This window comes from Streptomyces rectiviolaceus, from assembly GCF_039533825.1.
GTDB classification, from domain to species: domain Bacteria; phylum Actinomycetota; class Actinomycetes; order Streptomycetales; family Streptomycetaceae; genus Streptomyces; species Streptomyces rectiviolaceus.
In genome coordinates this window covers 1-22,064 of record NZ_BAAAUG010000179.1, presented here as the reverse complement: position 1 = coordinate 22,064, position 22,064 = coordinate 1, and the positions used below count along the sequence as shown (strand labels likewise).

Sequence of the window (22,064 nt, the reverse complement as noted above, 5' to 3'; positions counted from 1 at the left end):
TATTAGAAGAGCTGGTCCCTGAACTTCGGTTCAGGGACCAGCTCTTTTTTGTTTTGCGTCACTTGCCGTTCACGTTCCGCAGTCAACATCCTGAGTCATGGGGACAGTTGGCATGTTGCGAGCCGCAGGTGTCGGTGCCGGTGACGAGGTCATCGTGCCGGCATACGGAAACGTCGAGATCGCCGAGGCCGTGGTCCTGGCAGGGGCCGTGCCCGTGTTCGCGGACATAGACCGGGCGACGTACTGCCTTGATCCTGATGCGGTGAACGCCGCAGTGACCTCCCGTACGGCCGCTGTGGCCGTCGTACACCGCTTCGGGCACCCGGCCGACGTCAGGCGGCTTCGGGACGTCGGGCAGCGGCACGGCGTTCTCGTACTGGAGCAGGGTGAGTTGGACGCACCGTACGACGAGCTCGCGGGGCGGAGGGCCCACGCGGCCTACCTGAGCGGGCGGCTCGGCGGTGTGATCACCCCGGACGGCGTCGAGGGGCACAGCTATCAGCAGTACGTCGTGCGCGTGCCCGGCAACGGGCGGCCGGACCGGGACGCGTTCGCGCGTGCCGTACGGGCCAAGGGAATTGACTGCCGGGTGCCCGTCAAGACGCCCGCTCATCGCACGCCGAAGTTCTGGCGGGACGTCTATCTGCCGGAGACCGAGCGTGCCGCGGACGAGACGCTGGCGCTGCCGGTCGACGGGGCGATGTCGCGGCGGCAGTTGCAGCGCGTCGTGTCCGCCTGCAACGCGCTCGGCGGGCTTCTCCAGCCGGCCTTCTAGGAGTCTCGTTCCCTAGGACGCCTTCTTGGTGTGGGACTTGAAGAACTTCCACATCAGGTCTGTCGCGTTGATGCCCGCGGCGGGGTCCGACATGCTCCCGCCCGCGCCGTCCGGCCAGGAATGGCCCATGTCCGGCAGCCTGTAGACGATGACGTCCGAGCCGTCGCGGCACTTGGCCGTCGTTTTTTTGATCTTGTTCTTGGGTTTCTCGGGGCGGCTCGCATCGCAGGACAGGCGCTTCTGCCAGGCCGTGATGCCCTCGTCCATCCCTGTGTAGTGCTGGTCGAGACCGCCGATGAAGGTGATCACGGAGACGGGAGTCTTCGGCATGTACGAGTCCATTGCCGAGTCGGGGCCGAGATAGCCGCCGCTGACCGGGGCGATGGCCGCGAAGGTGTCGGGGAGTTCGACGGCCAGCTTGTAGGACATGTCGCCGCCGTTGGAGATGCCGGTCGCGTAGACGCGGTCCGGATCGGCGTTCCAGGGGCCGGTCAGCTTCTTCGTCATCGTACGGATGAAGCCCACGTCGTCCTCGGTGCCGCAGCAGATCAAGGCGTTGAAGCCTTGGTTGAGGCCGTCGGGGTAGGCGACGAGGAAGTTCTCCTTGTCCGCCTTGGCGCTGAGGCCGCTGATCGTGGCCGCGGCCGCGCCGGTGGCCGGATACGGGTGCATGGCGATGACCAACGGGAGCTTCTCGGCGCGGGTGTAGCCGGGTGGGGCGTGCACCGTGTAGACGCGCTTCTTGCCCTTCCAGGTGAGCGTGACCTTGTGGTCGCCTGGGCGCGGGGTCTCCGCGGCCGGTGGCTTCTTGGTGGGCTTGCGGTCCGCGGCTTCGTTGCCGTCGTCGGACCCGCAGGCCGCGACCGGCAGGAGCAGGGCGGCCAGAGCCAGGGGTAAGGAGTACCGCATGGATGTACCACGTCGGGTCGGCATGGGCGCAGAGTGGCAGTGGCGGTGCGGGCGGTCCAGAGGAATGGGCGGTTCGATGCGCCTTCGCTTTCGGGTATGATCTATTCCGTTGCCGCGCGGGAAACCGCGAACACGCAACAGGCCCCTATAGCTCAGTCGGTAGAGCGTCTCCATGGTAAGGAGAAGGTCAGCGGTTCGATTCCGCTTGGGGGCTCAGAGAGCAAGTCGGGAAAGTCCCCGCCCAGTTGGGCGGGGACTTTTTTGTTTCCCGGGGGCTCTGGGGCCGGCGAGGTTTTCAGTCCTTCTGGAGGCCCGGGACGCGCATCGCGAGGATCGCCATGTCGTCCGACGGGGCGTCCGTCGCGAAGCGTTCCACCGCGCGCATGATGCGGGCCGCGACCGCGCCGGCCGTGAGGCCCGTGCACGTGGTGAGGACGTCCGCGAGGCCGTCGTCGCCGAGCATGCGGGTGCCCTCGCGGCGCTCGGTGACCCCGTCCGTCACGCAGAGCAGGACGTCGCCGGGGTCGAGCGTCATCGTCTGTTCGTAGAGCTCCAGGTCGTCCATGACGCCGAGCAGCGGCTGCGGCTCCGCGTACGGCTCGACCGTGCCGTCCTGGCGCAGGCGGAGCGGGAGCGGGTGTCCGGCGCAGACGATCTTCAGGACGGCCGAGCCGTCCTCCTGCGGCCACAACTCCCCGTAGAGGAGGGTGAGGAAGCGGCTGCGGGCGCCCTCGTCGAGGATCGCGGCGTTCAGGCGCTCCAGGACCGCGGGGCCGCCGAAGCCCTCGCGGGCGAGCAGGCGCAGGGCGTGGCGGGCCAGGCCGGTGACCGCGGCGGCCTCCGGGCCCGTGCCGCAGACGTCGCCGATCGCGAAGCCGTACGCGCCGTCGCGGATGGGGAAGAGGTCGTAGAAGTCGCCGCTGACCTCATTGCCCTCGCCGGCCGCGCGGTAGATGACCTCGACCTCGACGCCCGGGATCTGCGGGAGCCCCGGCGGCAGCAGGCTGCGCTGGAGGGACTGGCTGATGGCCATGCGCTCCGAGTACAGGCGGGCGTTGTCCAGGGCGAGGGCCGCTCGGCGGGAGAGGTCTTCGGCCAGTTCCAGGATCTCTTGGCGGAAGTGTTCGTCGGAGGGCTTGCCCAGCGTGAGCATGCCGATGACGCGGTTGCGGGCGACCAGGGGCAGGACGACCGTCTCGCCGCCCACCGCCGATGCCGTGGAGAGCGTCGTGCCGATGCCGGCACCGAGGCTCATGGGTTCGCCGAGGCCGAGGCTGCGCATGGAGGTGCGCAGGGCGGCCTGGTGGGCCGCCTCCGAGGGGGCGGCCCAGACGCGGGCTCCGGGGGTCGGCACGGGGTCGGGAGGGGCGATCTTGGAGAGGAGCGCCTTCAGGCCGTCGATGCGCTCCTCGTCCTCGTGGAGGACGTACGAGAGGTACGGCTCTGACGACTGGTCGGCGATCGTGTAGACCGCGCACCAGGTGGCGAGCGTCGGGACCGTCATCTGGGCCATGAGCGCCAGGGTCTGGTCGCGGTCCAGGGTGCCCGCGAGGAGGTCCGAGGCCTCGACGAGGAAGGAGAGCGAGCCGCGGCGCAGGCGTTCCAGCTCGCCGAGGCGCGCGGACTCGACGGCGAGGGCGATGCGGTCGGCGGCGAACTGGAGGCGCAGGGCCTCTTCGTTCGAGTAGCGGTCGGGGGACTCGGCGGCGACGCCCAGGGAGCCCGTGAGGCGGCCCTCGACCTTCAGCGGGACCGTCACCACGGAGCGCATGCCCGTGCCGCTGAGGAGCGGTACGGCGCCGGGGACGACCGTGAGGTCCTCGTGGACGGCCGGCATGCGGGCGGAGCCGTAGCGTCCGGGGCCCGCCTCCACGGGGACGCGGGCGAAGCGCTGGCGGGCCGAGGGGAGGCCTGTGGAGGCGCGGACCTCCAGCTCCGTCTCGTCGTCCGTGGCGAGGAGCAGGAAGGCGGCGTCGCCGTCGAGCATGTCGCGGGCGCGCTCGACCGTGCGCTGGAGCAGACCGTCGAGGTCGTCCGGCGCGGGGGAGCCGATGAAGACCTCGAACGGGTCGGCGGTGTGCGACTCGGTGAGCGCCCCCGGCTCGGGGGCGGGGCCGCGCAGCGGGGTCTGCAGGACGGCGCGCTCGTCGTCGCGGACGAGCAGGCAGACGGTGGAGGGTTCGCCGTCGGCGTCACGGACGCGCAGGTGCGAGGCGTAGACCGGGGTCACGCGGCCGTCGGAGCCGCGGATGCCGTAACTGCCCTCCCAGCGGGAGAGTTGGAGGGCCTCCACGATGCCGGTGCTCGTGCCCGGGGTGTGCGGCCAGGCGGCAAGGTCGGTGAGGGGCTTGCCGGTGACCTGTTCGGCGGCGTACCCGAAGAGCTCTTCCGCATCTTCGTTCCAGGCGGAGATCGCGCCCACGCGGTCGATCTGGACGACGGCGACGCGGACCCTGCCGTCGGTGAGCGGGAGCAGTTCGGCCGGGAGGGCGGGGCCCGCGGCGCGGGTGCCCACCGAGCGGTCGGGGAGGTCGAGTTGGAACCAGACCTGTTTGTGGGTGGGGCTGTAGTCGACGCCCCAGCGGGTGGCGAGCGCCGCGCAGAGCTGGAGGCCGCGGCCTCCCTCGCGGTCGGGGCTGCCCATGCTCGCCGCGGACTGCTGGAGCGGGATCTCGCGTTCCGGATAGTGGTCGGAGACCTCGATGCGTACGGCGTCCTCGCTGCGCAGACAGAGGACGTCCGCGGCGGTTCCGGCGTGCACCACGGCGTTGGTGACCAGCTCGCTGGTGAGGACGACGGCGTCGTCGACGATGTCCGTGAACCCCCAGCCCTGGAGGGTGTCGCGGACAAAGGAGCGGGCCGTCGCGACGGAACGTCCGACGGGGTCGAAAGTCGCAGCCGCGCGCGCGGTGATCACAGAACTCCTCGTACGAGTATCGACGCCCAGATCTCCCACCATGGTGCGGCCGCCCCTCCGAATGCCCGCTTGTACGTGTGCCACCGCCCAGGCCGGGCAGGACCGGGGTGGTTGGACAGCCGGATGCCAGGTTACTTACCTTCGCCGTCCATGCTGATGCCGGTCGTCAGTGTTTCCGCCCGGAGGGTGTGCGGACGGTGTGCGAAGCTGCCGAACTGTTATGGCCTGGTTCAGCCATGGTGAAACACTGGGCAAGCTTCTTGGAGAGAGCCCAGGTAACCCGAGAAGTACGGTCGACCCTTGCGGGAGGGACACAGTGGAGTCTGGCGCAGCGACGCGGGGCACTAAAACGCGTGCGAAAGACGGACAGTCCCAGAGCAAACAGCGCAAACCGCGCAACGGGGCGACTACGTCAGTGGACGCGGCGGCCCTGAACAGGTTGCTCGCGGCGCTCGCGGCCATGCGGGACGGAAACTTCCGCAAGCGGCTGACGGTCTCCGGCGACGACGTCATGTCCGAGATCGCCGCCGTCTTCAACGAGGTGGCCGACCGCAATCTGCATCTGACCGGTGAGCTCTCCCGGGTGCGGCGCATGGTCGGACGTGAGGGAAAGCTCACGGAACGGCTGGAGAGCGGCGCGAGCGAGGGCTCGTGGGCGGCTGCGATCGACGCGTCGAACGCGCTGGTCGACGATCTCGTACGTCCCGTCTCCGAGGTCGGACGGGTGCTCTCCGCGGTCGCGGAGGGCGACCTGGAGCAGCGGATGGAGCTGCGGGCGCAGGTGGACGAGGGGAACGGCCATCCGCTGCGCGGGGAGTTCCTGAAGGTCGGCCGGACGGTCAACAACCTGGTCGATCAGCTGTCGACGTTCACCGACGAGGTCACGCGAGTGGCCAGCGAGGTCGGTACCGAGGGCAAGCTGGGCGGTCAGGCTCGGGTGCGCGGAATGTCCGGTTCGTGGAAGGACCTCACGGATTCGGTGAACACCATGGCGTACCGGCTCACCGCGCAGGTGCGTGACATTGCTCTCGTCACGACGGCGGTCGCCAAGGGTGACTTGTCCCGGAAGGTGACGGTTCATGTCGCCGGCGAGATGCTGGAGCTGAAGAACACCGTCAACACGATGGTGGACCAGCTCTCGTCGTTCTCCTCCGAGGTGACCCGCGTCGCGCGCGAGGTCGGCACGGAGGGCGAGCTCGGCGGCCAGGCGCAGGTGCCGGGTGTGGCGGGAGTGTGGAAGGACCTCACCGATTCGGTGAATCTTATGGCCGGCAATCTCACCGCCCAGGTGCGTGGGATCGCCCAGGTCACGACGGCCGTCGCGAACGGCGATCTGTCCCAGAAGGTGACGGTGAGCGCGCGCGGCGAGGTGGCTCAGCTCGCCGAGACCATCAACCAGATGACCGAGACGCTGCGTACGTTCGCGGACGAGGTCACCCGGGTCGCGAACGAGGTCGGCGCCGAGGGACAGCTGGGCGGTCAGGCGAATGTGCCGGGCGCGGCGGGTACGTGGAAGGACCTCACCGACTCGGTGAACACGGTCTTCCGGAACCTCACCACGCAGGTGCGCGACATCGCGACGGTGACCACGGCGGTCGCCAACGGTGATCTGTCGCAGAAGGTCACGGTCGATGTCGCGGGCGAGATGCTCGAGCTGAAGAACACCGTGAACACGATGGTGGACCAGCTCTCCGCCTTCGGTGCCGAAGTGACGCGTGTGGCGCGGGAGATCGGCGTCGAGGGTGAGCTCGGTGGCCAGGCGCAGGTGCAGGGCGCCGCCGGTACGTGGAAGGACCTGACGGACTCGGTCAACACCGCCTTCCGCAACCTCACGGGCCAGGTCCGCAACATCGCGCAGGTCACGACGGCGGTCGCCAACGGTGATCTGTCGCAGAAGGTCACCGTCGACGTCTCCGGCGAGATGCTTCAGTTGAAGAACACCGTGAACACGATGGTGGACCAGCTGTCGTCCTTCGCCGATCAGGTCACGCGGATGGCGCGCGACGTGGGCACGGAGGGCCGCCTCGGCGGCCAGGCCCGTGTGGACGGCGTCAGCGGCACCTGGAAGGAACTGACCGACTCCGTCAACTTCATGGCGGGGAACCTGACGTCGCAGGTACGTCAGATCGCCCAGGTCACGACGGCGGTGGCGCGGGGTGACCTGTCGCAGAAGATCGACGTGGACGCGCGCGGCGAGATCCTGGAGCTGAAGAACACCATCAACACGATGGTCGACCAGCTCTCCGCCTTCGCCGACCAGGTGACCCGGGTGGCCCGCGAGGTGGGCACGGAAGGCCGCCTCGGCGGCCAGGCGCAGGTGCCAGGTGTGGCCGGAGTATGGCGCGATCTGACCGACTCCGTGAACGGCATGGCCGGAAACCTCACCGCTCAGGTGCGCAACATCGCGCAGGTCGCGACCGCGGTGGCGCGGGGTGACCTGTCGCAGAAGATCGACGTGGACGCGCGCGGCGAGATCCTGGAGCTGAAGAACACCCTCAACACGATGGTGGACCAGCTCTCCGCCTTCGCCGAGCAGGTGACCCGGGTGGCCCGCGAGGTGGGCACCGACGGCATCCTGGGCGGCCAGGCGGAGGTGCAGGGTGTCTCCGGCACCTGGAAGGACCTCACGCAGTCCGTGAACGGCATGGCGAACAACCTGACCCTTCAGGTCCGCAACATCGCCGAGGTCACCACGGCCGTCGCCATGGGCGACCTCTCCAAGAAGATCACCGTCGACGCCAAGGGCGAGATCCTCGAACTCGTCACCACCGTGAACACGATGGTCGACCAGCTCTCCAACTTCGCCGAGCAGGTCAACCGCGTGGCCCGCGAGGTGGGCACCGAGGGCAACCTCGGCGGCCAGGCGCGGGTGCCGGGCGTCACCGGCACCTGGAAGGACCTCAGCGACAACGTCAACCTGATGGCGAACAACCTGACCGGCCAGGTGCGCAACATCTCCCAGGTCGCGGCGGCGGTCGCCAACGGAGACCTCACCAAGAAGGTCACCGTCGAGGCGCGCGGCGAGGTCGCGCAGCTCGCCGACACCGTCAACACGATGGTGAAGACGCTGAGTTCGTTCGCGGACGAGGTGACCCGGGTGGCCCGCGAGGTGGGCACGGACGGCATCCTCGGCGGCCAGGCCCGTGTCCCCGGAGTCTCGGGTACGTGGAAGGACCTGACGGAGTCCGTGAACGGCATGGCCTCCAACCTCACAGGACAGGTTCGCAACATCGCGATGGTCACCACCGCGATCGCCAAGGGCGACCTGACCAAGAAGATCGACATCGACGCCCGGGGCGAGATCCTCGAACTCAAGACCACCATCAACACGATGGTCGACCAGCTGTCGTCCTTCGCCGAGCAGGTCACGCGCGTGGCCCGCGAGGTGGGCACGGAAGGGCAGTTGGGCGGTCAGGCGCGCGTGCGGGACGTCGACGGCACGTGGCGTGACCTCACCGAATCCGTGAACGAGATGGCAGGGAACCTGACCCGTCAGGTACGCGCCATCGCCGAGGTCGCCACCGCGGTGACGCGCGGCGACCTGAACCTGAAGATCGACGTGGACGCGGCGGGCGAGATCCAGGTCCTGCAGGACAACATCAACTCGATGATCGCCAACCTCCGCGACACCACCCTGGCCAACAAGGAACAGGACTGGCTCAAGGGCAACCTCGCCCGCATCTCCGGTCTGATGCAGGGCCGCCGCGACCTGGCGGACGTCGCCTCGCTGATCATGAGCGAGCTGACACCGGTGGTCTCCGCGCAGCACGGCGCCTTCTTCCTGGCACTGCCCACGGACGAGGGCGCGGAGCCCGGCGCCGAGCAGGGCGACGCGTACGAACTGCGCATGATGGGCAGTTACGGCTACTCCATGGGCTCCATGCCGACATCCTTCCGGCCCGGCGAGACGCTCATCGGCACGGCAGCGCAGGAGCGGCGCACGATCCTCGTGGAGAACGCGCCGTCCGGCTATCTGCGGATCGCGTCCGGCCTCGGCGAGGCGCCGCCCGCACAGGTGATCGTCCTTCCGGTGCTCTTCGAAGGAACCGTCCTCGGCGTGATCGAGCTGGCCGCCTTCCAGCCGTTCACGCAGATCCAGAAGGACTTCCTCAGCCAGATCGCCGAGATGATCGCGACGAGCGTCAACACCATCAGCGTCAACACGAAGACCGAGGTGCTGCTCAAGCAGTCGCAGGAGCTCACCGAGCAACTGCGGGAGCGCTCGGCGGAGTTGGAGAGCCGGCAGAAGGCACTGCAGGACTCCAACGCCGAACTGGAGGAGAAGGCCGAGCTGCTGGCCCAGCAGAACCGCGACATCGAGGTCAAGAACACCGAGATCGAAGAGGCCAGGCAGGTCCTTGAGGAGCGCGCCGAACAGCTCGCGGTCTCGATGCGGTACAAGTCCGAGTTCCTGGCGAACATGTCGCACGAGCTGCGTACGCCGCTCAACTCCCTGCTGATCCTGGCCAAGTTGCTGGCCGACAACGCCGACGCCAACCTCACCCCCAAGCAGGTGGAGTTCGCCGAGACGATCCACGGGGCGGGCTCGGACCTGCTGCAGCTCATCAACGACATCCTCGACCTGTCGAAGGTCGAGGCGGGCAAGATGGACGTCTCCCCGACGCGCATCGCCCTGGTGCAACTCGTCGACTACGTAGAGGCGACTTTCCGCCCGCTGACCGCGGAGAAGGGACTCGACTTCTCCGTACGCGTGTCTCCGGAGCTGCCCGCGACGCTGCACACGGACGAGCAGCGGCTCCTGCAGGTCCTTCGAAACCTCCTGTCCAACGCGGTGAAGTTCACCGACTCCGGAGCGGTCGAGCTGGTGATCCGGCACGCGAACGCCGATGTGCCCAACGCCATCCGCGAACAGCTCCTGGAAGCCGGTTCGCTGCGGGACGCGGACGCGGATCTGATCGCCTTCTCGGTCAGCGACACCGGCATCGGGATCGCGGGCAGCAAGATGCGGGTCATCTTCGAGGCGTTCAAGCAGGCCGACGGCACGACGAGCAGGAAGTACGGCGGTACGGGACTGGGGCTCTCCATCAGCCGGGAGATCGCGCGGCTGCTCGGCGGCGAGATCCACGCGGCGAGCGAACCGGGCCGCGGATCGACGTTCACGCTCTATTTGCCGCTGCATCCGAGCGAACTGCCGCCCCAGGGCTACACGCAGCTGGCACCGCTGCCGGGAACGGTCTCGCGGCCCGCCCTGGAGGAGGGCGCTTCCACGGCCGAGCAGCCGCCGCAGAGCGACGTGGCGCCGACGCCACGGCTCGACGCGGTGCCCGACTCCGGCACGCTCTTCAGGCGCCGCCGGCGCGCCGCGCACGCCTCATCGGAGCAACCGCCTGTCCTGCCGGGGCAGGGGCCGACCGCGGAGCAGCGGTCCCAGGAGCAGTGGGCGGCGACAGGGCAGGAAGCGCCCGAGGCGCGTCCCGGCTATCACTTCGGCGGCGAGAAGGTGCTCATCGTCGACGACGACATCCGCAACGTGTTCGCGCTCACCAGCGTCCTGGAACAGCACGGGCTCTCGGTGCTGTACGCGGAGAACGGTCGTGAAGGCATCGAAGTCCTGGAACAGCACGACGATGTGACGGTCGTCCTGATGGACATCATGATGCCGGAGATGGACGGGTACGCGACGACGACGGCGATCCGCAGGATGCCGCAGTTCGCCGGACTCCCGATCATCGCGCTCACCGCGAAGGCCATGAAGGGCGACCGGGAGAAGGCCATCGACTCCGGAGCATCCGATTACGTTACGAAGCCGGTCGACCCGGATCATCTGCTCTCGGTGATGGAGCAGTGGATGCGCGGGGAGTGACCGAGAAGAGGCATCATTACGCGGAGTTGCTGACAGAGTGTGGCCGAAGCCGTGTAGAACCACGGTATTCGGGGAACCTTCTGGTCTCCCACTGCGTTTCTGCTACGTGCACAGTGACATCGCGGTGACAGGGTGTGTCGACAGGCGGGGTGCGGCTACCATGACCGGCACAAGGACGGACGGCGTAAGGGAGTCGTCCCCTGGGGCGGCGCCCGGTGTACCGCCGGGGCGAGGAGGGCGGGCCATGGTGCAGAAGGCCAAGATCCTCCTGGTCGATGACCGGCCGGAGAATCTGCTGGCGCTGGAGGCCATCCTCTCTGCGCTCGATCAGACCCTGGTACGGGCATCGTCCGGGGAGGAAGCGCTCAAAGCACTACTCACGGACGACTTCGCGGTCATTCTGCTGGACGTCCAGATGCCAGGCATGGACGGTTTCGAAACCGCCGCGCACATCAAGCGGCGAGAACGGACCCGGGACATCCCGATCATCTTCCTCACCGCCATCAACCACGGCCCGCACCACACGTTCCGCGGTTACGCGGCGGGTGCGGTGGACTACATCTCCAAGCCGTTCGATCCGTGGGTGTTGCGCGCGAAGGTCTCGGTGTTCGTCGAGCTGTACATGAAGAACTGCCAACTGCGGGAGCAGGCAGCCCTGCTGCGTCTCCAGCTCGAAGGCGGCGACAAGTCCGCGGCGGGTGAGACCAAGGAGCCCGCGGGGCTCCTCGCGGAGCTCTCCGCGCGCCTCGCGGCAGTCGAGGAGCAGGCGGAGGCGCTGTCGAAACAGCTGGACGACGACTCGGCGGATGCCGCCGCCGTCGCCACTGCGGCCCATCTCGAACGCAAACTCACCGGCCTGCGGCGGGCTCTTGACGCCCTGGAGCCGGGCACCGGCAGCGGTGCGCCTTCGGTGTCGTCGCAGAGCTGAGCCGGCGCGGACACCGGGCAGAAGCCGACGTGGAGGCGGTGAACATCCGTCAGTTCACCGCCCCCGCAAGGGCGACACAAACGGGTGAAGCAGTGGGCACACGTGTCCGCAGTGGCCTCCACCGGTAACCTCAGACGCATGGCCTCACGTCCGTCCGCAGCCAAGAAGACGCCCGCGAAGAAGGCGGCCGCGCCCACAAAGGCTCCGGCGAAGAAGGCCGCCGCCAAGAAGCCGCCCGCCAAGAAGGCTCCGGCGAAGAAGGCGCCCGCCAAGAAAGCCGCGGCGAAGAAGGCCGCGCCCAAGCCGGCGCCCAGTCCCACGGGAGGCGTGTACCGCCTCGCGCGCGCCCTCTGGCTCGGTCTCGCGCACAGCGTGGGCGCGCTGTTCCGCGGCATAGGGCGAGGCGCGAAGGGACTCGATCCGGCGCACCGCAAGGACGGCCTCGCGCTGCTGCTGCTCGGCATCGCGCTGATCGTCGCCGCGGGCACGTGGTCGAATCTGCGGGGTCCCGTGGGCGACCTCGTCGAGATGCTGGTGACCGGCGCCTTCGGCCGCCTCGATCTGCTGCTCCCGATACTGCTCGCGGTCATCGGCGTACGCCTCATCCGGCATCCCGAGAAGCCCGACGCGAACGGCCGCATCGTGATCGGCCTGTCCGCGCTCGTCATCGGCGTGCTCGGCCAAGTGCACATCGCCTGCGGTTCGCCCGCCCGCGCGGACGGCATGGAGGCCATAAGGGACGCGGGCGGCCTCATCGGCTGGGCCACGTCCACTCCGCTGATCTTCACCATGGGCGAGGTCCTCGCCGTACCGCTGCTCGTCCTGCTGACCGTCTTCGGGCTGCTTGTGGTCACGGCGACGCCCGTCAACGCCATCCCGCAGCGGCTGCGGCTGCTCGGCACCAAGCTCGGCATCGTCCAGCCGGCGCCCGAGGCGGCGGAGGGCGGCTACGCGGACGACGAGCGGTACGAGGAGCAGTGGCGCGAGGCGCTGCCCGCCCGCTCGCGCAGGCGCTCCGATGCCCCCGAGGCGTACGCCCCCGACCAGGCGGAGGAGGAGGCGCTCACCCGGCGGCGCAGGCCCCGCAGGGCGTCCTCACAGCCCTCTCTGGACCGGCCGATGGACGCGGTGGACGTGGCGGCCGCCGCTGCCGCCGCCCTGGACGGCGCCGTCCTGCACGGGATGCCGCCCTCACCGCTGGTCGCCGACCTCACGCAGGGCGTCTCCGGGGAGCGCGACGAGCGGCCCGCCGACAGCTCCGAGAGCTCCGCGCCGGTCCCGACCGCGCGCGCCACGGACAGCCCGCCGCCCGGCGTGCTTCGTAAGAAGCCGGGGGAGACCCGCGGCTCGTCCGACTCCGGCGTGAAGGATCTGACGAAGGCGGCCCCGGAACAGCCGCGGGACCTCCCGCCGCGCGCCGAGCAGCTGCAGCTCGCGGGCGACATCACGTACTCGCTGCCCTCGCTCGACCTGCTCGAGCGAGGCGGCCCCGGCAAGTCCCGCAGCGCCGCCAACGACGTGGTCGTCGCCTCGCTCAGCAATGTCTTCGCCGAGTTCAAGGTCGACGCGGACGTCACCGGCTTCACGCGTGGCCCGACGGTCACGCGGTACGAGATCGAGCTCGGCCCGGCCGTGAAGGTCGAGAAGATCACGGCCCTTGCCAAGAACATCGCGTACGCGGTCGCCAGCCCCGACGTCCGCATCATCAGCCCCATCCCCGGCAAGTCCGCGGTCGGCATCGAGATCCCGAACACCGACCGCGAGATGGTCAACGTGGGCGACGTGCTGCGTCTGGCGGACGCGGCCGAGGACGACCACCCCATGCTGGTCGCGCTCGGCAAGGACGTCGAGGGCGGCTACGTCATGGCCAACATGGCGAAGATGCCGCACATCCTGGTCGCCGGAGCCACCGGCTCCGGCAAGTCGTCCTGCATCAACTGTCTGATCACGTCGATCATGATGCGGGCGACCCCCGAGGACGTACGGATGGTCCTGGTCGACCCCAAGCGCGTCGAGCTCACCGCGTACGAGGGCATCCCGCACCTGATCACGCCGATCATCACCAACCCCAAGCGGGCCGCGGAGGCGCTCCAGTGGGTCGTACGCGAGATGGATCTGCGCTACGACGACCTGGCTGCGTTCGGCTACCGGCACATCGACGACTTCAACCAGGCCGTCCGCGACGGCAAGCTCAAGACGCCCGAGGGCAGTGAGCGGGAGCTCAGCCCGTACCCCTACCTGCTTGTGATCGTCGATGAGCTCGCCGACCTGATGATGGTCGCCCCGCGCGACGTCGAGGACTCGATCGTGCGCATCACACAGCTCGCGCGCGCGGCGGGCATCCACCTGGTGCTCGCCACCCAGCGGCCGTCCGTGGACGTCGTGACCGGTCTGATCAAGGCGAACGTGCCCTCGCGGCTCGCCTTCGCCACCTCCTCGCTCGCCGACAGCCGCGTCATCCTCGACCAGCCGGGCGCCGAGAAGCTGATCGGCAAGGGCGACGGGCTCTTCCTGCCGATGGGTGCGAACAAGCCCACCCGTATGCAGGGCGCCTTCGTCACCGAGGACGAGATCCACGCGGTCGTCCAGCACTGCAAGGACCAGATGGCGCCCGTCTTCCGGGACGACGTCACCGTCGGCACCAAGCAGAAGAAGGAGATCGACGAGGACATCGGCGACGACCTCGATCTGCTGTGTCAGGCCGCTGAACTGGTGGTTTCCACTCAGTTCGGGTCCACGTCGATGCTGCAGCGCAAGCTGCGGGTCGGCTTCGCGAAGGCTGGACGGCTCATGGACCTCATGGAATCGCGCGGCATCGTGGGCCCCAGCGAGGGCTCCAAGGCTCGTGACGTTCTTGTGAAGGGCGACGAACTGGATGGCGTGCTTGCCGTCATCCGGGGGGAGGCTCACCCATAAGGGAGCGGCAGGCAACCGTTTCCCTTCGGCATACGTCAAGTTGAGGGGAGGGACAGCACCATGCCCCACCATCAGGATGACCGGCCATTCCGATGGCGTACAAAGTCCGTCGCCCAGTTGCCCCACCTTTTCAGAACCCCCCTAGACTGAACATCCGGCAGGTGGCTACACGCTCGAAAGGCGCCCCCGTGTCCATCGGCAACTCCCCTGAAGACGACCGTCCTTCAGACCACCGACCCACAGACGAACGGCCCGCTGACGACCGTCCGGCAGCTGAGAGTCCGGCTGACGACCGGCCCTCGATCGGGCGCACGCTGCAGCAGGCACGTATCGACGCGGGCCTGACCGTCGACGAGATCAGTACGTCCACCCGGGTGCGCATCCCGATCGTGCACGCGATCGAACAGGACGACTTCTCCCGATGTGGTGGAGATGTGTACGCCCGCGGTCACATCCGGACGCTCGCACGCGCCGTGGGCGTCGATCCCGCCCTTCTGCTGGCCCAGTACGACGAGGCGCACGGCGGGCGCCCGCCCGCGCCCACCCCGGCGGCGCCGCTCTTCGAGGCCGAGCGGATCAGGTCCGATCCGCGCCGTCCCAACTGGACCGCGGCCATGGTCGCGGCGATCGTCGCCGTGATCGGCTTCGTCGGCTTCACCGCGTTCAGCGGAGGGGATGAAAGCGATGGATCGAAGTCGCAGGTCGCCGAAGGTTCCACGCCCGCCACGAGCAAGCCCGCCACGAAGCCGACGCCCGACAAGCCCGCCGACCCCAAGCCGGACCCGTCGGACAGCGCCATCGCCGGCGCCCCCCAGGACAAGGTCACGGTCAAGGTCAACGCGGCGGACGGCCGCAGCTGGATCTCGGCCAAGGACCACAACGGCCGGACGCTCTTCGACGGCGTCCTGGAGCAGGGCAAGTCGAAGACCTTCCAGGACAAGCAGAAGATCGACCTTGTCCTCGGCGACGCGGGCGCGATCAAGCTGTTCGTGAACGGCAAGGCAGTCGAGAACGAGTTCGACCCTGGTCAGGTCGAGCGGCTCACGTACACCAAGGGTGATCCCGAGGTCGGCTGAGCCGTGTGACGGGAGCCCGGACCCTCGCGGCGGGGGCCCGGGCAGGGACAAAGTAGTCTTGAGAACATGCCCGAACGCCGCACCGTCGCCCTTGTCACTCTTGGCTGCGCCCGCAACGAGGTGGACTCGGAGGAGCTCGCAGGCCGCTTGGAGGCGGACGGCTGGCAGCTCGTCGAGGCCGCCGAAGACGCGGACGTCGCCGTAGTCAACACCTGTGGATTCGTCGAAGCCGCCAAGAAGGACTCCGTCGACGCCCTCCTGGAAGCCAATGACCTCAAGGGTCATGGCAAGACCCAGGCCGTCGTGGCCGTCGGCTGCATGGCCGAGCGGTACGGCAAGGAGCTCGCCGACGCCCTCCCCGAAGCCGATGGTGTCCTCGGCTTCGACGACTACTCCGACATCTCCACCCGCCTGAACACCATCCTGAGCGGCGGCAGTGTCGAGGCCCACACCCCGCGTGACCGGCGCAAGCTGCTGCCGATCAGCCCCGCGGAGCGGCAGGAGGCGGGCTCCGACGTCGCGCTGCCCGGGCACGCGCCCGTGGACCTGCCCGACGGCCTCGCGCCCGCCTCGGGGCCGCGTGCCCCGCTGCGGCGACGCCTGGGCACCAACCCCGTCGCCTCGGTGAAGCTGGCCTCCGGCTGCGACCGGCGCTGCTCGTTCTGCGCCATTCCCTCCTTCCGCGGGTCCTTCATCTCGCGGCGCCCCTCGGACGTCCTCGGCGAGACGCGCTGGCTGGCCGATCAGGGCGTCAAGGAGGTCATGCTCGTCTCCGAGAACAACACCTCGTACGGCAAGGACCTCGGCGACATCCGCCTCCTGGAGACGCTGCTGCCCGAGCTGGCGGCCGTCGACGGGATCGAGCGGGTGCGCGTCAGCTACCTCCAGCCCGCCGAGATGCGCCCCGGACTCATCGACGTACTGACCTCCACGGAGAAGGTCGCCCCCTACTTCGACCTGTCCTTCCAGCACTCCGCCCCCGGCGTGCTGCGGGCGATGCGGCGCTTCGGGGACACCGACCGGTTCCTGGAGCTTCTGGACACCATCCGGACCAAGGCGCCGCAGGCCGGTGTGCGGTCCAACTTCATCGTGGGCTTCCCCGGTGAGACCGAGGCCGACGTGGACGAGCTGGAGCGCTTCCTCACGGGTGCGCGGCTGGACGCCATCGGCGTCTTCGGGTACTCCGACGAGGAGGGCACGGAAGCGGCGACGTACGACCAGAAGCTGGACCAGGACGTCGTCGACGAGCGGCTCGCGCGTATCTCGCGGCTCGCCGAGGAACTGACCTCGCAGCGCGCCGACGACCGTCTCGGTGAGACCGTCGAGGTGCTTGTGGAGTCCGTGGACGACGAGGACGGCGCGATCGGCCGGGCGGCTCACCAGGCGCCCGAGACGGACGGCCAGGTCCGCTTCACGGGCGCCACGGGTGTGGACGGCCTGCAGGTCGGTCGTATGGTCGTGGCAAAGGTGGTCGGCACGGAAGGCGTGGACCTGGTGGCTGAGTACAGCGAAATTCTGGGGGGCTCGCCCCGGATCCCGGCCGAGGAGGCGCGCAGATGACCGGAGTCCCGGCATCCGCGGCGGGCGGCTCCGGCGCGCATGGCGCCAAGCCGGTGCGCGGCGGAAAGTTGGGCGCTGCGGCCGTCAATCAGGCCAGCGTGTGGAACGTCGCCAACTTGCTGACGGTGATCCGGCTGCTGCTTGTGCCCGGCTTCGTGATGCTGCTGCTCGCCGACGGCGGGTACGACCCGGCCTGGCGCGCGTGGGCCTGGGCCGCCTTCGCCGTCGCCATGATCACCGACCTGTTCGACGGGCACCTCGCACGTACGTACAACCTGGTCACGGACTTCGGGAAGATCGCCGACCCCATCGCCGACAAGGCGATCATGGGCGCCGCGCTGATCTGTCTCTCCTACCTGGGTGATCTGCCCTGGTGGGTGACGGGCGTCATTCTCGGACGTGAGCTGGGGATCACGCTGATGCGGTTCTGGGTGATCCGCTTCGGTGTCATTCCGGCCAGTCGCGGCGGCAAGATGAAGACGCTCTGGCAGGGCACGGCGGCCGGGATGTACGTCCTGGCGCTGACCGGGCCGCTCGCCACACTGCGGTTCTGGGTGATGGCGGTCGCCGTCGTCCTCACCGTGGTGACCGCGCTCGACTATGTGCGCCAGGCCGTCGTGCTGCGCCGCCTCGGTCTTGCGGAGGCGGCGGAAGCGGCGTCCGCTTCCGCCGCGGCCTCCGGCGAAGGGGCTCGGGAGCCGACGCCGTGACGTCCGCCGGCCCGGCCGCGGAGGTGCTGCGGCTGCTTGAGGCGCGGGGCGAGACGCTCGCCGTCGCCGAGTCGCTCACGGGCGGTCTGGTGGCCGCGGAGGTGACGGCGGTGCCGGGGGCCTCACGGGTCTTCCGGGGGTCGGTGACGGCGTACGCGACCGATCTGAAGCACCAGGTGCTCGGCGTCGACGGCACCCTGTTGGCCGAGCGTGGCGCCGTGGATGCCGAGGTGGCGCTGCAGATGGCGGCCGGTGTGCGCAAGGTCATGGGCGCGGACTGGGGGATCGCCACCACGGGCGTCGCGGGGCCGGATCCACAGGACGGGCAGGCGGTCGGGACCGTTTTCGTGGCGGTCGACGGGCCGGAAACCACGGTCGGCGGGCTGGATTCCGCTGTCGGCGGGTCGGTTTCCACGGTCGGTGGACCGGATTCCACGGTCGGTGGACCGGGTTCCGCGCTTCGCTCTGAGGGGAAAGTGGCCGCGCTGCGGTTGAACGGTGAGCGTTCGGACATCCGTATGGAGAGTGTACGGAGCGTGCTCACGCTGCTGCTCGAGCGGCTGTCCGGCGAACGTGCCGGGAATGGGCGGGCACAGGATACGGAACAGAACGGGGGGAATTGATGTTTGCAGCCCTGAGTGAACACGACATCGCTCCCCGCACGGCCGCCGCGCGAGGCGGTACGGTGGGGCGTGAAGGATGCGGCTACGCGGTCCGAGGAGGGAGCCACCGATGATTCTGCTCCGTCGCCTGTTGGGTGACGTGCTGCGTCGGCAGCGCCAGCGCCAGGGCCGTACTCTGCGCGAAGTCTCCTCGTCCGCCCGAGTCTCGCTCGGCTATCTTTCCGAGGTGGAGCGGGGGCAGAAGGAGGCATCCTCCGAGCTGCTTTCCGCGATCTGCGACGCGCTTGACGTACGGATGTCCGAGCTCATGCGCGAGGTGAGCGATGAGCTCTCTCTCGCCGAACTGGCTGCGTCGGCAGCGGCTACGGAACCGGTGCGCGCACCGGTTCGCCCGATGCTCAATTCCGTCTCGGTGAGCGGTGTCCCGCCGGAACGGGTGACGATCAAGGCGCCTGCGGAGGCGGTGGACGTCGTCGCCGCGTGATGCTGCGCTGACTGTGCACGCTGTTTGAGCGTTCAGATGTGAGGAAGCCCCGGCCGGGTTACTGGCCGGGGCTTCTGTCTGTCCTCCTGTGGTCTGTCCATCTGCCATCTGTCCATCTGCGTCTGTCCGTCTGCCCGTCTGGCTTGAGATGCCCCAATTGGTGCACCTATGCCATTGTTGGTGGGGATTTTCGATAACGGGGTTTCGTGAGCCTTGGAGGATGGATGTACGTCGTGAAGAGCCCTCTGTCCGATGCGGATCTGAAGACGGTCTCGGACGCCCTGCAGGGGGCACTCGTGGATCTGGTCGACCTCTCCCTCGTGGCCAAGCAGATCCACTGGAACGTGGTCGGCACGCGGTTCCGGTCCGTTCATCTGCAGCTCGACGAGGTCGTGGACACGGCTAGGGCGCACTCCGACACGGTGGCCGAGCGGGCTTCCACGCTCGGCGTCTCGCCCGACGGCCGCGCGGCGACCGTGGCGCGCAGCAGCGGCATCGGTGAGGTCGCCGACGGCTGGGTCAAGGACGCGGACGCGGTGGGGACGCTCGTGGACGCCCTCGGTGCGGTGATCACGCGGATGCGGGAGCGGGTCGAGGCGACCGGCGACGCGGATCCGGTGAGCCAGGACATCTTCATCGGGATCACGGCCGATCTGGAGAAGCATCACTGGATGTTCCAGGCGGAGAACGGCTGATCGCGGAGAGCGGCTGATCGTGGAGAAGGACTGATCGTGGAGAAGGACTGATCGTGGAGAAGGGTTGACCGTGGAGAACGGTTTGTCCCGGTGGTCGTAGCTGTGCCTCGTGTGCCCTGTGGTGCGCCCTCGCGCCGGGTGGAGCCTGGCGTCTAGCGTCGTCGACCGGGCGTCGGGCCTCAGGTGGAGGTGGTGGCCGTGGCATGGAGAGTCGTGCGGTGGGCGCCGGCTCTGGCGCTCGGTGCGCTCTGGTGGTGGGGCGTGCTGCGGCTGGCCCTCGCGCCTGATGCGGGGGTCCTGGAGGGGGCCGTCGCGGCCGGTGGGTGGGGGCTGAGTCTGCTGCCGGTGCACTGCGTGCCGAAGTCCCGGGCGGTGGGCGCCGCGGCCCGGTCAAGGCAGCGGGCGCGGCGGGCGGACGGTGCGCCGGGGTGGCCTGGGGAGCGTACGGCCGAGTCTGCTGGCCAGGCCGCCGGTGGCGCTGTCACCAGGGCATGGCGACGCCGCCGTTCGGGCGGAGGATCTGGCCCGTCGTGAAGGCGGACGCGTCGGAAGCCAGGTGCAGGACGGCGTGTGCGATGTCCTCCGGTTCACCGACGCGGCGCAGCGGGGACATGCGGACCATGAGCTCCTCGGTGTGCGCCTGGGCGTCGGTGTCGTGGCGGTCGGTCATGGGGGTGCGGATCCAGCCCGGCGCGACGGCGTTGACGCGGATGCCGTGCGGGCCCACCTCGGTGGCGAGGGTCTTCGTGAGCTGGACGACGGCGGCTTTCGCCGCGCCGTAGCAGAGGAGGCCGGGGCCGCCGGTGTCGACGGCGCCCGAGGCCATGGTGATGATGCTGCCGGAGCGGCGGGTGCCGGAGCTGTTGGCCTCGCCGGTGTTCGCCGCGGCGGTGGCGTTTGCCGCGGCGCTGGCGTCACTTGTGGCGCCGGTGTCAGCCGCGGCGCCGGTGTTCGCCGCGATCATCGCGCGGGCGGCGGCCTGGCAGGCGTACAGGACGCCCTTGAAGTTGATGTTCAGGACCCGGTCGAGGTCCTCGTCGCGGGTCTCCAGGACCGGGCTGCTGTGCATGATCCCGGCGATGGCGGCCATGACGTCAAGGCGCCCGCTGGTCGCGGTGGCGCTCGCGACGGCCTGCTCGACCTGGGCCCTGTCGGCCACGTCCAGGGGGTGGGTGTGCGCGGTGCCGCCCGCGGTCTTGATGAGGGTGGCCGTCTCGTGGAGCCCCTGGGCGTCGCGGTCGGCGCAGTGGACGGTGGCGCCCGCTTCCGCGAGGAGCACGGCCGAGGCCCTGCCGATGCCGCTGGCCGCGCCGGTGACGAATGCGGTGCGTCCGCTGAGGTCGTACGCCGTGAGGGGCATGACGGGACGGTACGGCGGGACCTGACGGGGCGTCAACTGGCGGGTGGGGGTGGGTTGCTGGGGGTGCGGGTGGTGTGTGGGTGGCGGTGTGTGGGTGGGGCGGGGTGCGGTGGCTGGGGCGCGGTGCTCGGAGGGTTCTGGGTGGCTGCCGGATTCAGGGGGTCGGGCCCTGTTGGCAGGAGGGGCACCAGTACGTGGGGCGGTTGCGGGAGCCGTCGCCCTGCTCGGCCGTGCGGATGGGGGTGCCGCAGCGCAGGCAGGGGCGGGGTGCGCGGCCATATACGTACAGGCGCTGGCCCGGGCGGTCGCGGCCCGTGGTGGTGCGCGCCGGGCGGTCGCGGTTGGCTTCCAGGAGCTTCTTGGCGAGAGCGGGGAGGCGGGAGGCCGTCTCGGCGGGGAGCTCACCTACGGGGAGCCAGGGGGTGGTGCCCAGGAGGAAGCAGAGCTCGCTCTTGTAGACGTTGCCGATGCCCGCGAGATTGCGCTGGTCGAGGAGGGCCTCGCCCAGGGGGCGGTCAGGGGTCGCCAGGAGGTTGCCGAGGGCTTGTTCAGGGTCCCAGTCGGGGCCCAGGAGGTCGGGGCCGAGGTGGCCCACGGCCTTGTGCTCGTCGGCGGTGCGGAGGAGTTCGAGCACGGGCAGGCGGTAGCCGACGGCCGTGCGCTCGGCGGTGCCCAGGATCGCCCTGATCTGGTGCCCGGGGCCGCCGCTCCAGCGCTCGCCCGGGGCGTACACCTTCCAGGAGCCGTCCATGCGGAGGTGGGAGTGCAGGGTGAGCCCGCCCTCGAAGCGGGTGAGGAGGTGCTTTCCGCGCGGGGTGACTTCCAGGACGGTGCGCCCGGTGAGGTCGACGGTCGCCAGCTTCGGGACACGGAGGTCGGAGCGCGTGACGGAGTGCCCGGCGAGGGCGGAGTGCAGACGCCGGGCTGCCTGGTGGACGGTGTCGCCTTCGGGCATGAGGTCCAGGGTGGCATGTTGGGGGCTTAGCTGGGGTGGGCGCCTGGGCTGGGCTGGGCGGGCGCGGGGCGTGGGCTGGGTGCGGCGGGGAGCTCCGGGTGCGGCTGGGCGGGTGGTGGTCGCAGGGCGTGGGCCCTCGGGCCTGGGCGTGGCTGAGCGGGGCGGTGGCTGTGTGCCGTGAGCCATGAGCCGCCGGGGTGGCATGTTGGGGGCTGCTGGGCGGGCGCGGGGCGTGGGCTGGGTGCGGCGGGGAGCTCCGGGTGCGGCTGGGCGGGTGGTGGTCGCAGGGCGTGGGCCCTCGGGCCTGGGCGTGGCTGAGCGGGGCGGTGGCT

At 69.5% G+C, this 22,064-nt stretch carries 14 protein-coding genes and 1 tRNA gene; 11 read left to right on the top strand and 4 right to left on the bottom strand.

Annotation, left to right across the window (positions count from 1 at the left end):
• Nucleotides 1-112: 112 nt before the first annotated feature.
• On the top strand, nucleotides 113-775 hold the full coding sequence (locus ABD378_RS38115) for a DegT/DnrJ/EryC1/StrS family aminotransferase (RefSeq protein WP_344528929.1): 663 nt from the start codon (nucleotides 113-115) through the stop codon (nucleotides 773-775).
• A gap of 12 nt (nucleotides 776-787) precedes the next feature.
• Here the strand turns inward: ABD378_RS38115 and ABD378_RS38110 are convergent, their stop codons facing one another.
• Nucleotides 788-1,708: a CE1 family esterase gene (locus ABD378_RS38110; RefSeq protein WP_344528927.1), complete on the bottom strand. Its 921-nt coding sequence runs from the start codon at nucleotides 1,706-1,708 to the stop codon at nucleotides 788-790.
• 117 nt (nucleotides 1,709-1,825) lie between these two features.
• On the opposite strand from ABD378_RS38110, the gene ABD378_RS38105 reads away from it, so the two are divergent.
• Nucleotides 1,826-1,898, top strand: a tRNA-Thr gene (locus ABD378_RS38105).
• Between the two features lie 81 nt (nucleotides 1,899-1,979).
• Here the strand turns inward: ABD378_RS38105 and ABD378_RS38100 are convergent.
• The gene (locus ABD378_RS38100) at nucleotides 1,980-4,643 is read right to left on the bottom strand and encodes a SpoIIE family protein phosphatase (RefSeq protein ID WP_344528925.1); all 2,664 of its coding nucleotides are present in this window, start codon (nucleotides 4,641-4,643) and stop codon (nucleotides 1,980-1,982) included.
• A gap of 274 nt (nucleotides 4,644-4,917) precedes the next feature.
• Here ABD378_RS38100 and ABD378_RS38095 point away from each other — a divergent pair, with 274 nt between their 5' ends.
• From ABD378_RS38095 to ABD378_RS38055, 9 genes are all read left to right on the top strand, one after another.
• On the top strand, nucleotides 4,918-10,425 hold the full coding sequence (locus ABD378_RS38095) for a HAMP domain-containing protein (protein ID WP_344528923.1): 5,508 nt from the start codon (nucleotides 4,918-4,920) through the stop codon (nucleotides 10,423-10,425).
• A 244-nt stretch (nucleotides 10,426-10,669) separates the two neighbouring features.
• Nucleotides 10,670-11,353, top strand: coding sequence for a response regulator (locus tag ABD378_RS38090; protein WP_344528921.1), 684 nt, complete (start codon nucleotides 10,670-10,672; stop codon nucleotides 11,351-11,353).
• A 138-nt stretch (nucleotides 11,354-11,491) separates the two neighbouring features.
• Nucleotides 11,492-14,269: a DNA translocase FtsK gene (locus tag ABD378_RS38085; RefSeq protein ID WP_344528919.1), complete on the top strand. Its 2,778-nt coding sequence runs from the start codon at nucleotides 11,492-11,494 to the stop codon at nucleotides 14,267-14,269.
• 188 nt (nucleotides 14,270-14,457) lie between these two features.
• A complete protein-coding gene (locus ABD378_RS38080; RefSeq protein WP_344528931.1) occupies nucleotides 14,458-15,345 on the top strand; it encodes a helix-turn-helix domain-containing protein in 888 nt (295 codons plus the stop codon).
• 66 nt (nucleotides 15,346-15,411) lie between these two features.
• Nucleotides 15,412-16,905, top strand: a complete 1,494-nt coding sequence (gene rimO / locus ABD378_RS38075) for a 30S ribosomal protein S12 methylthiotransferase RimO (protein ID WP_344528917.1) — start codon at nucleotides 15,412-15,414, stop codon at nucleotides 16,903-16,905.
• Entirely contained in the window at nucleotides 16,902-17,615 is a 714-nt protein-coding gene (gene pgsA / locus ABD378_RS38070) for a CDP-diacylglycerol--glycerol-3-phosphate 3-phosphatidyltransferase (protein ID WP_344528915.1), read from the top strand. The genes rimO and pgsA overlap by 4 nt, the downstream gene beginning before the upstream one ends.
• Complete coding sequence (locus ABD378_RS38065; protein WP_344528913.1) at nucleotides 17,612-18,238, top strand: CinA family protein; 627 nt, start codon at nucleotides 17,612-17,614, stop codon at nucleotides 18,236-18,238. Before pgsA ends, ABD378_RS38065 begins: the two co-directional genes overlap by 4 nt.
• 109 nt (nucleotides 18,239-18,347) lie before the next feature.
• Nucleotides 18,348-18,722 carry a helix-turn-helix domain-containing protein gene (locus tag ABD378_RS38060; protein WP_160507571.1) on the top strand — a complete coding sequence of 125 codons (375 nt, stop codon included), beginning with the start codon at nucleotides 18,348-18,350 and terminating at the stop codon, nucleotides 18,720-18,722.
• Nucleotides 18,723-18,946: 224 nt separating this feature from the next.
• On the top strand, nucleotides 18,947-19,417 hold the full coding sequence (locus tag ABD378_RS38055; RefSeq protein ID WP_344528910.1) for a Dps family protein: 471 nt from the start codon (nucleotides 18,947-18,949) through the stop codon (nucleotides 19,415-19,417).
• 481 nt (nucleotides 19,418-19,898) lie between these two features.
• Here the strand turns inward: ABD378_RS38055 and ABD378_RS38045 are convergent, their stop codons facing one another.
• Nucleotides 19,899-20,777: an SDR family NAD(P)-dependent oxidoreductase gene (locus tag ABD378_RS38045; RefSeq protein ID WP_344528908.1), complete on the bottom strand. Its 879-nt coding sequence runs from the start codon at nucleotides 20,775-20,777 to the stop codon at nucleotides 19,899-19,901.
• 154 nt (nucleotides 20,778-20,931) lie between these two features.
• A complete protein-coding gene (locus tag ABD378_RS38040) occupies nucleotides 20,932-21,732 on the bottom strand; it encodes an Fpg/Nei family DNA glycosylase (RefSeq protein WP_344528906.1) in 801 nt (266 codons plus the stop codon).
• Between the last annotated feature and the right edge of the window lie 332 nt (nucleotides 21,733-22,064).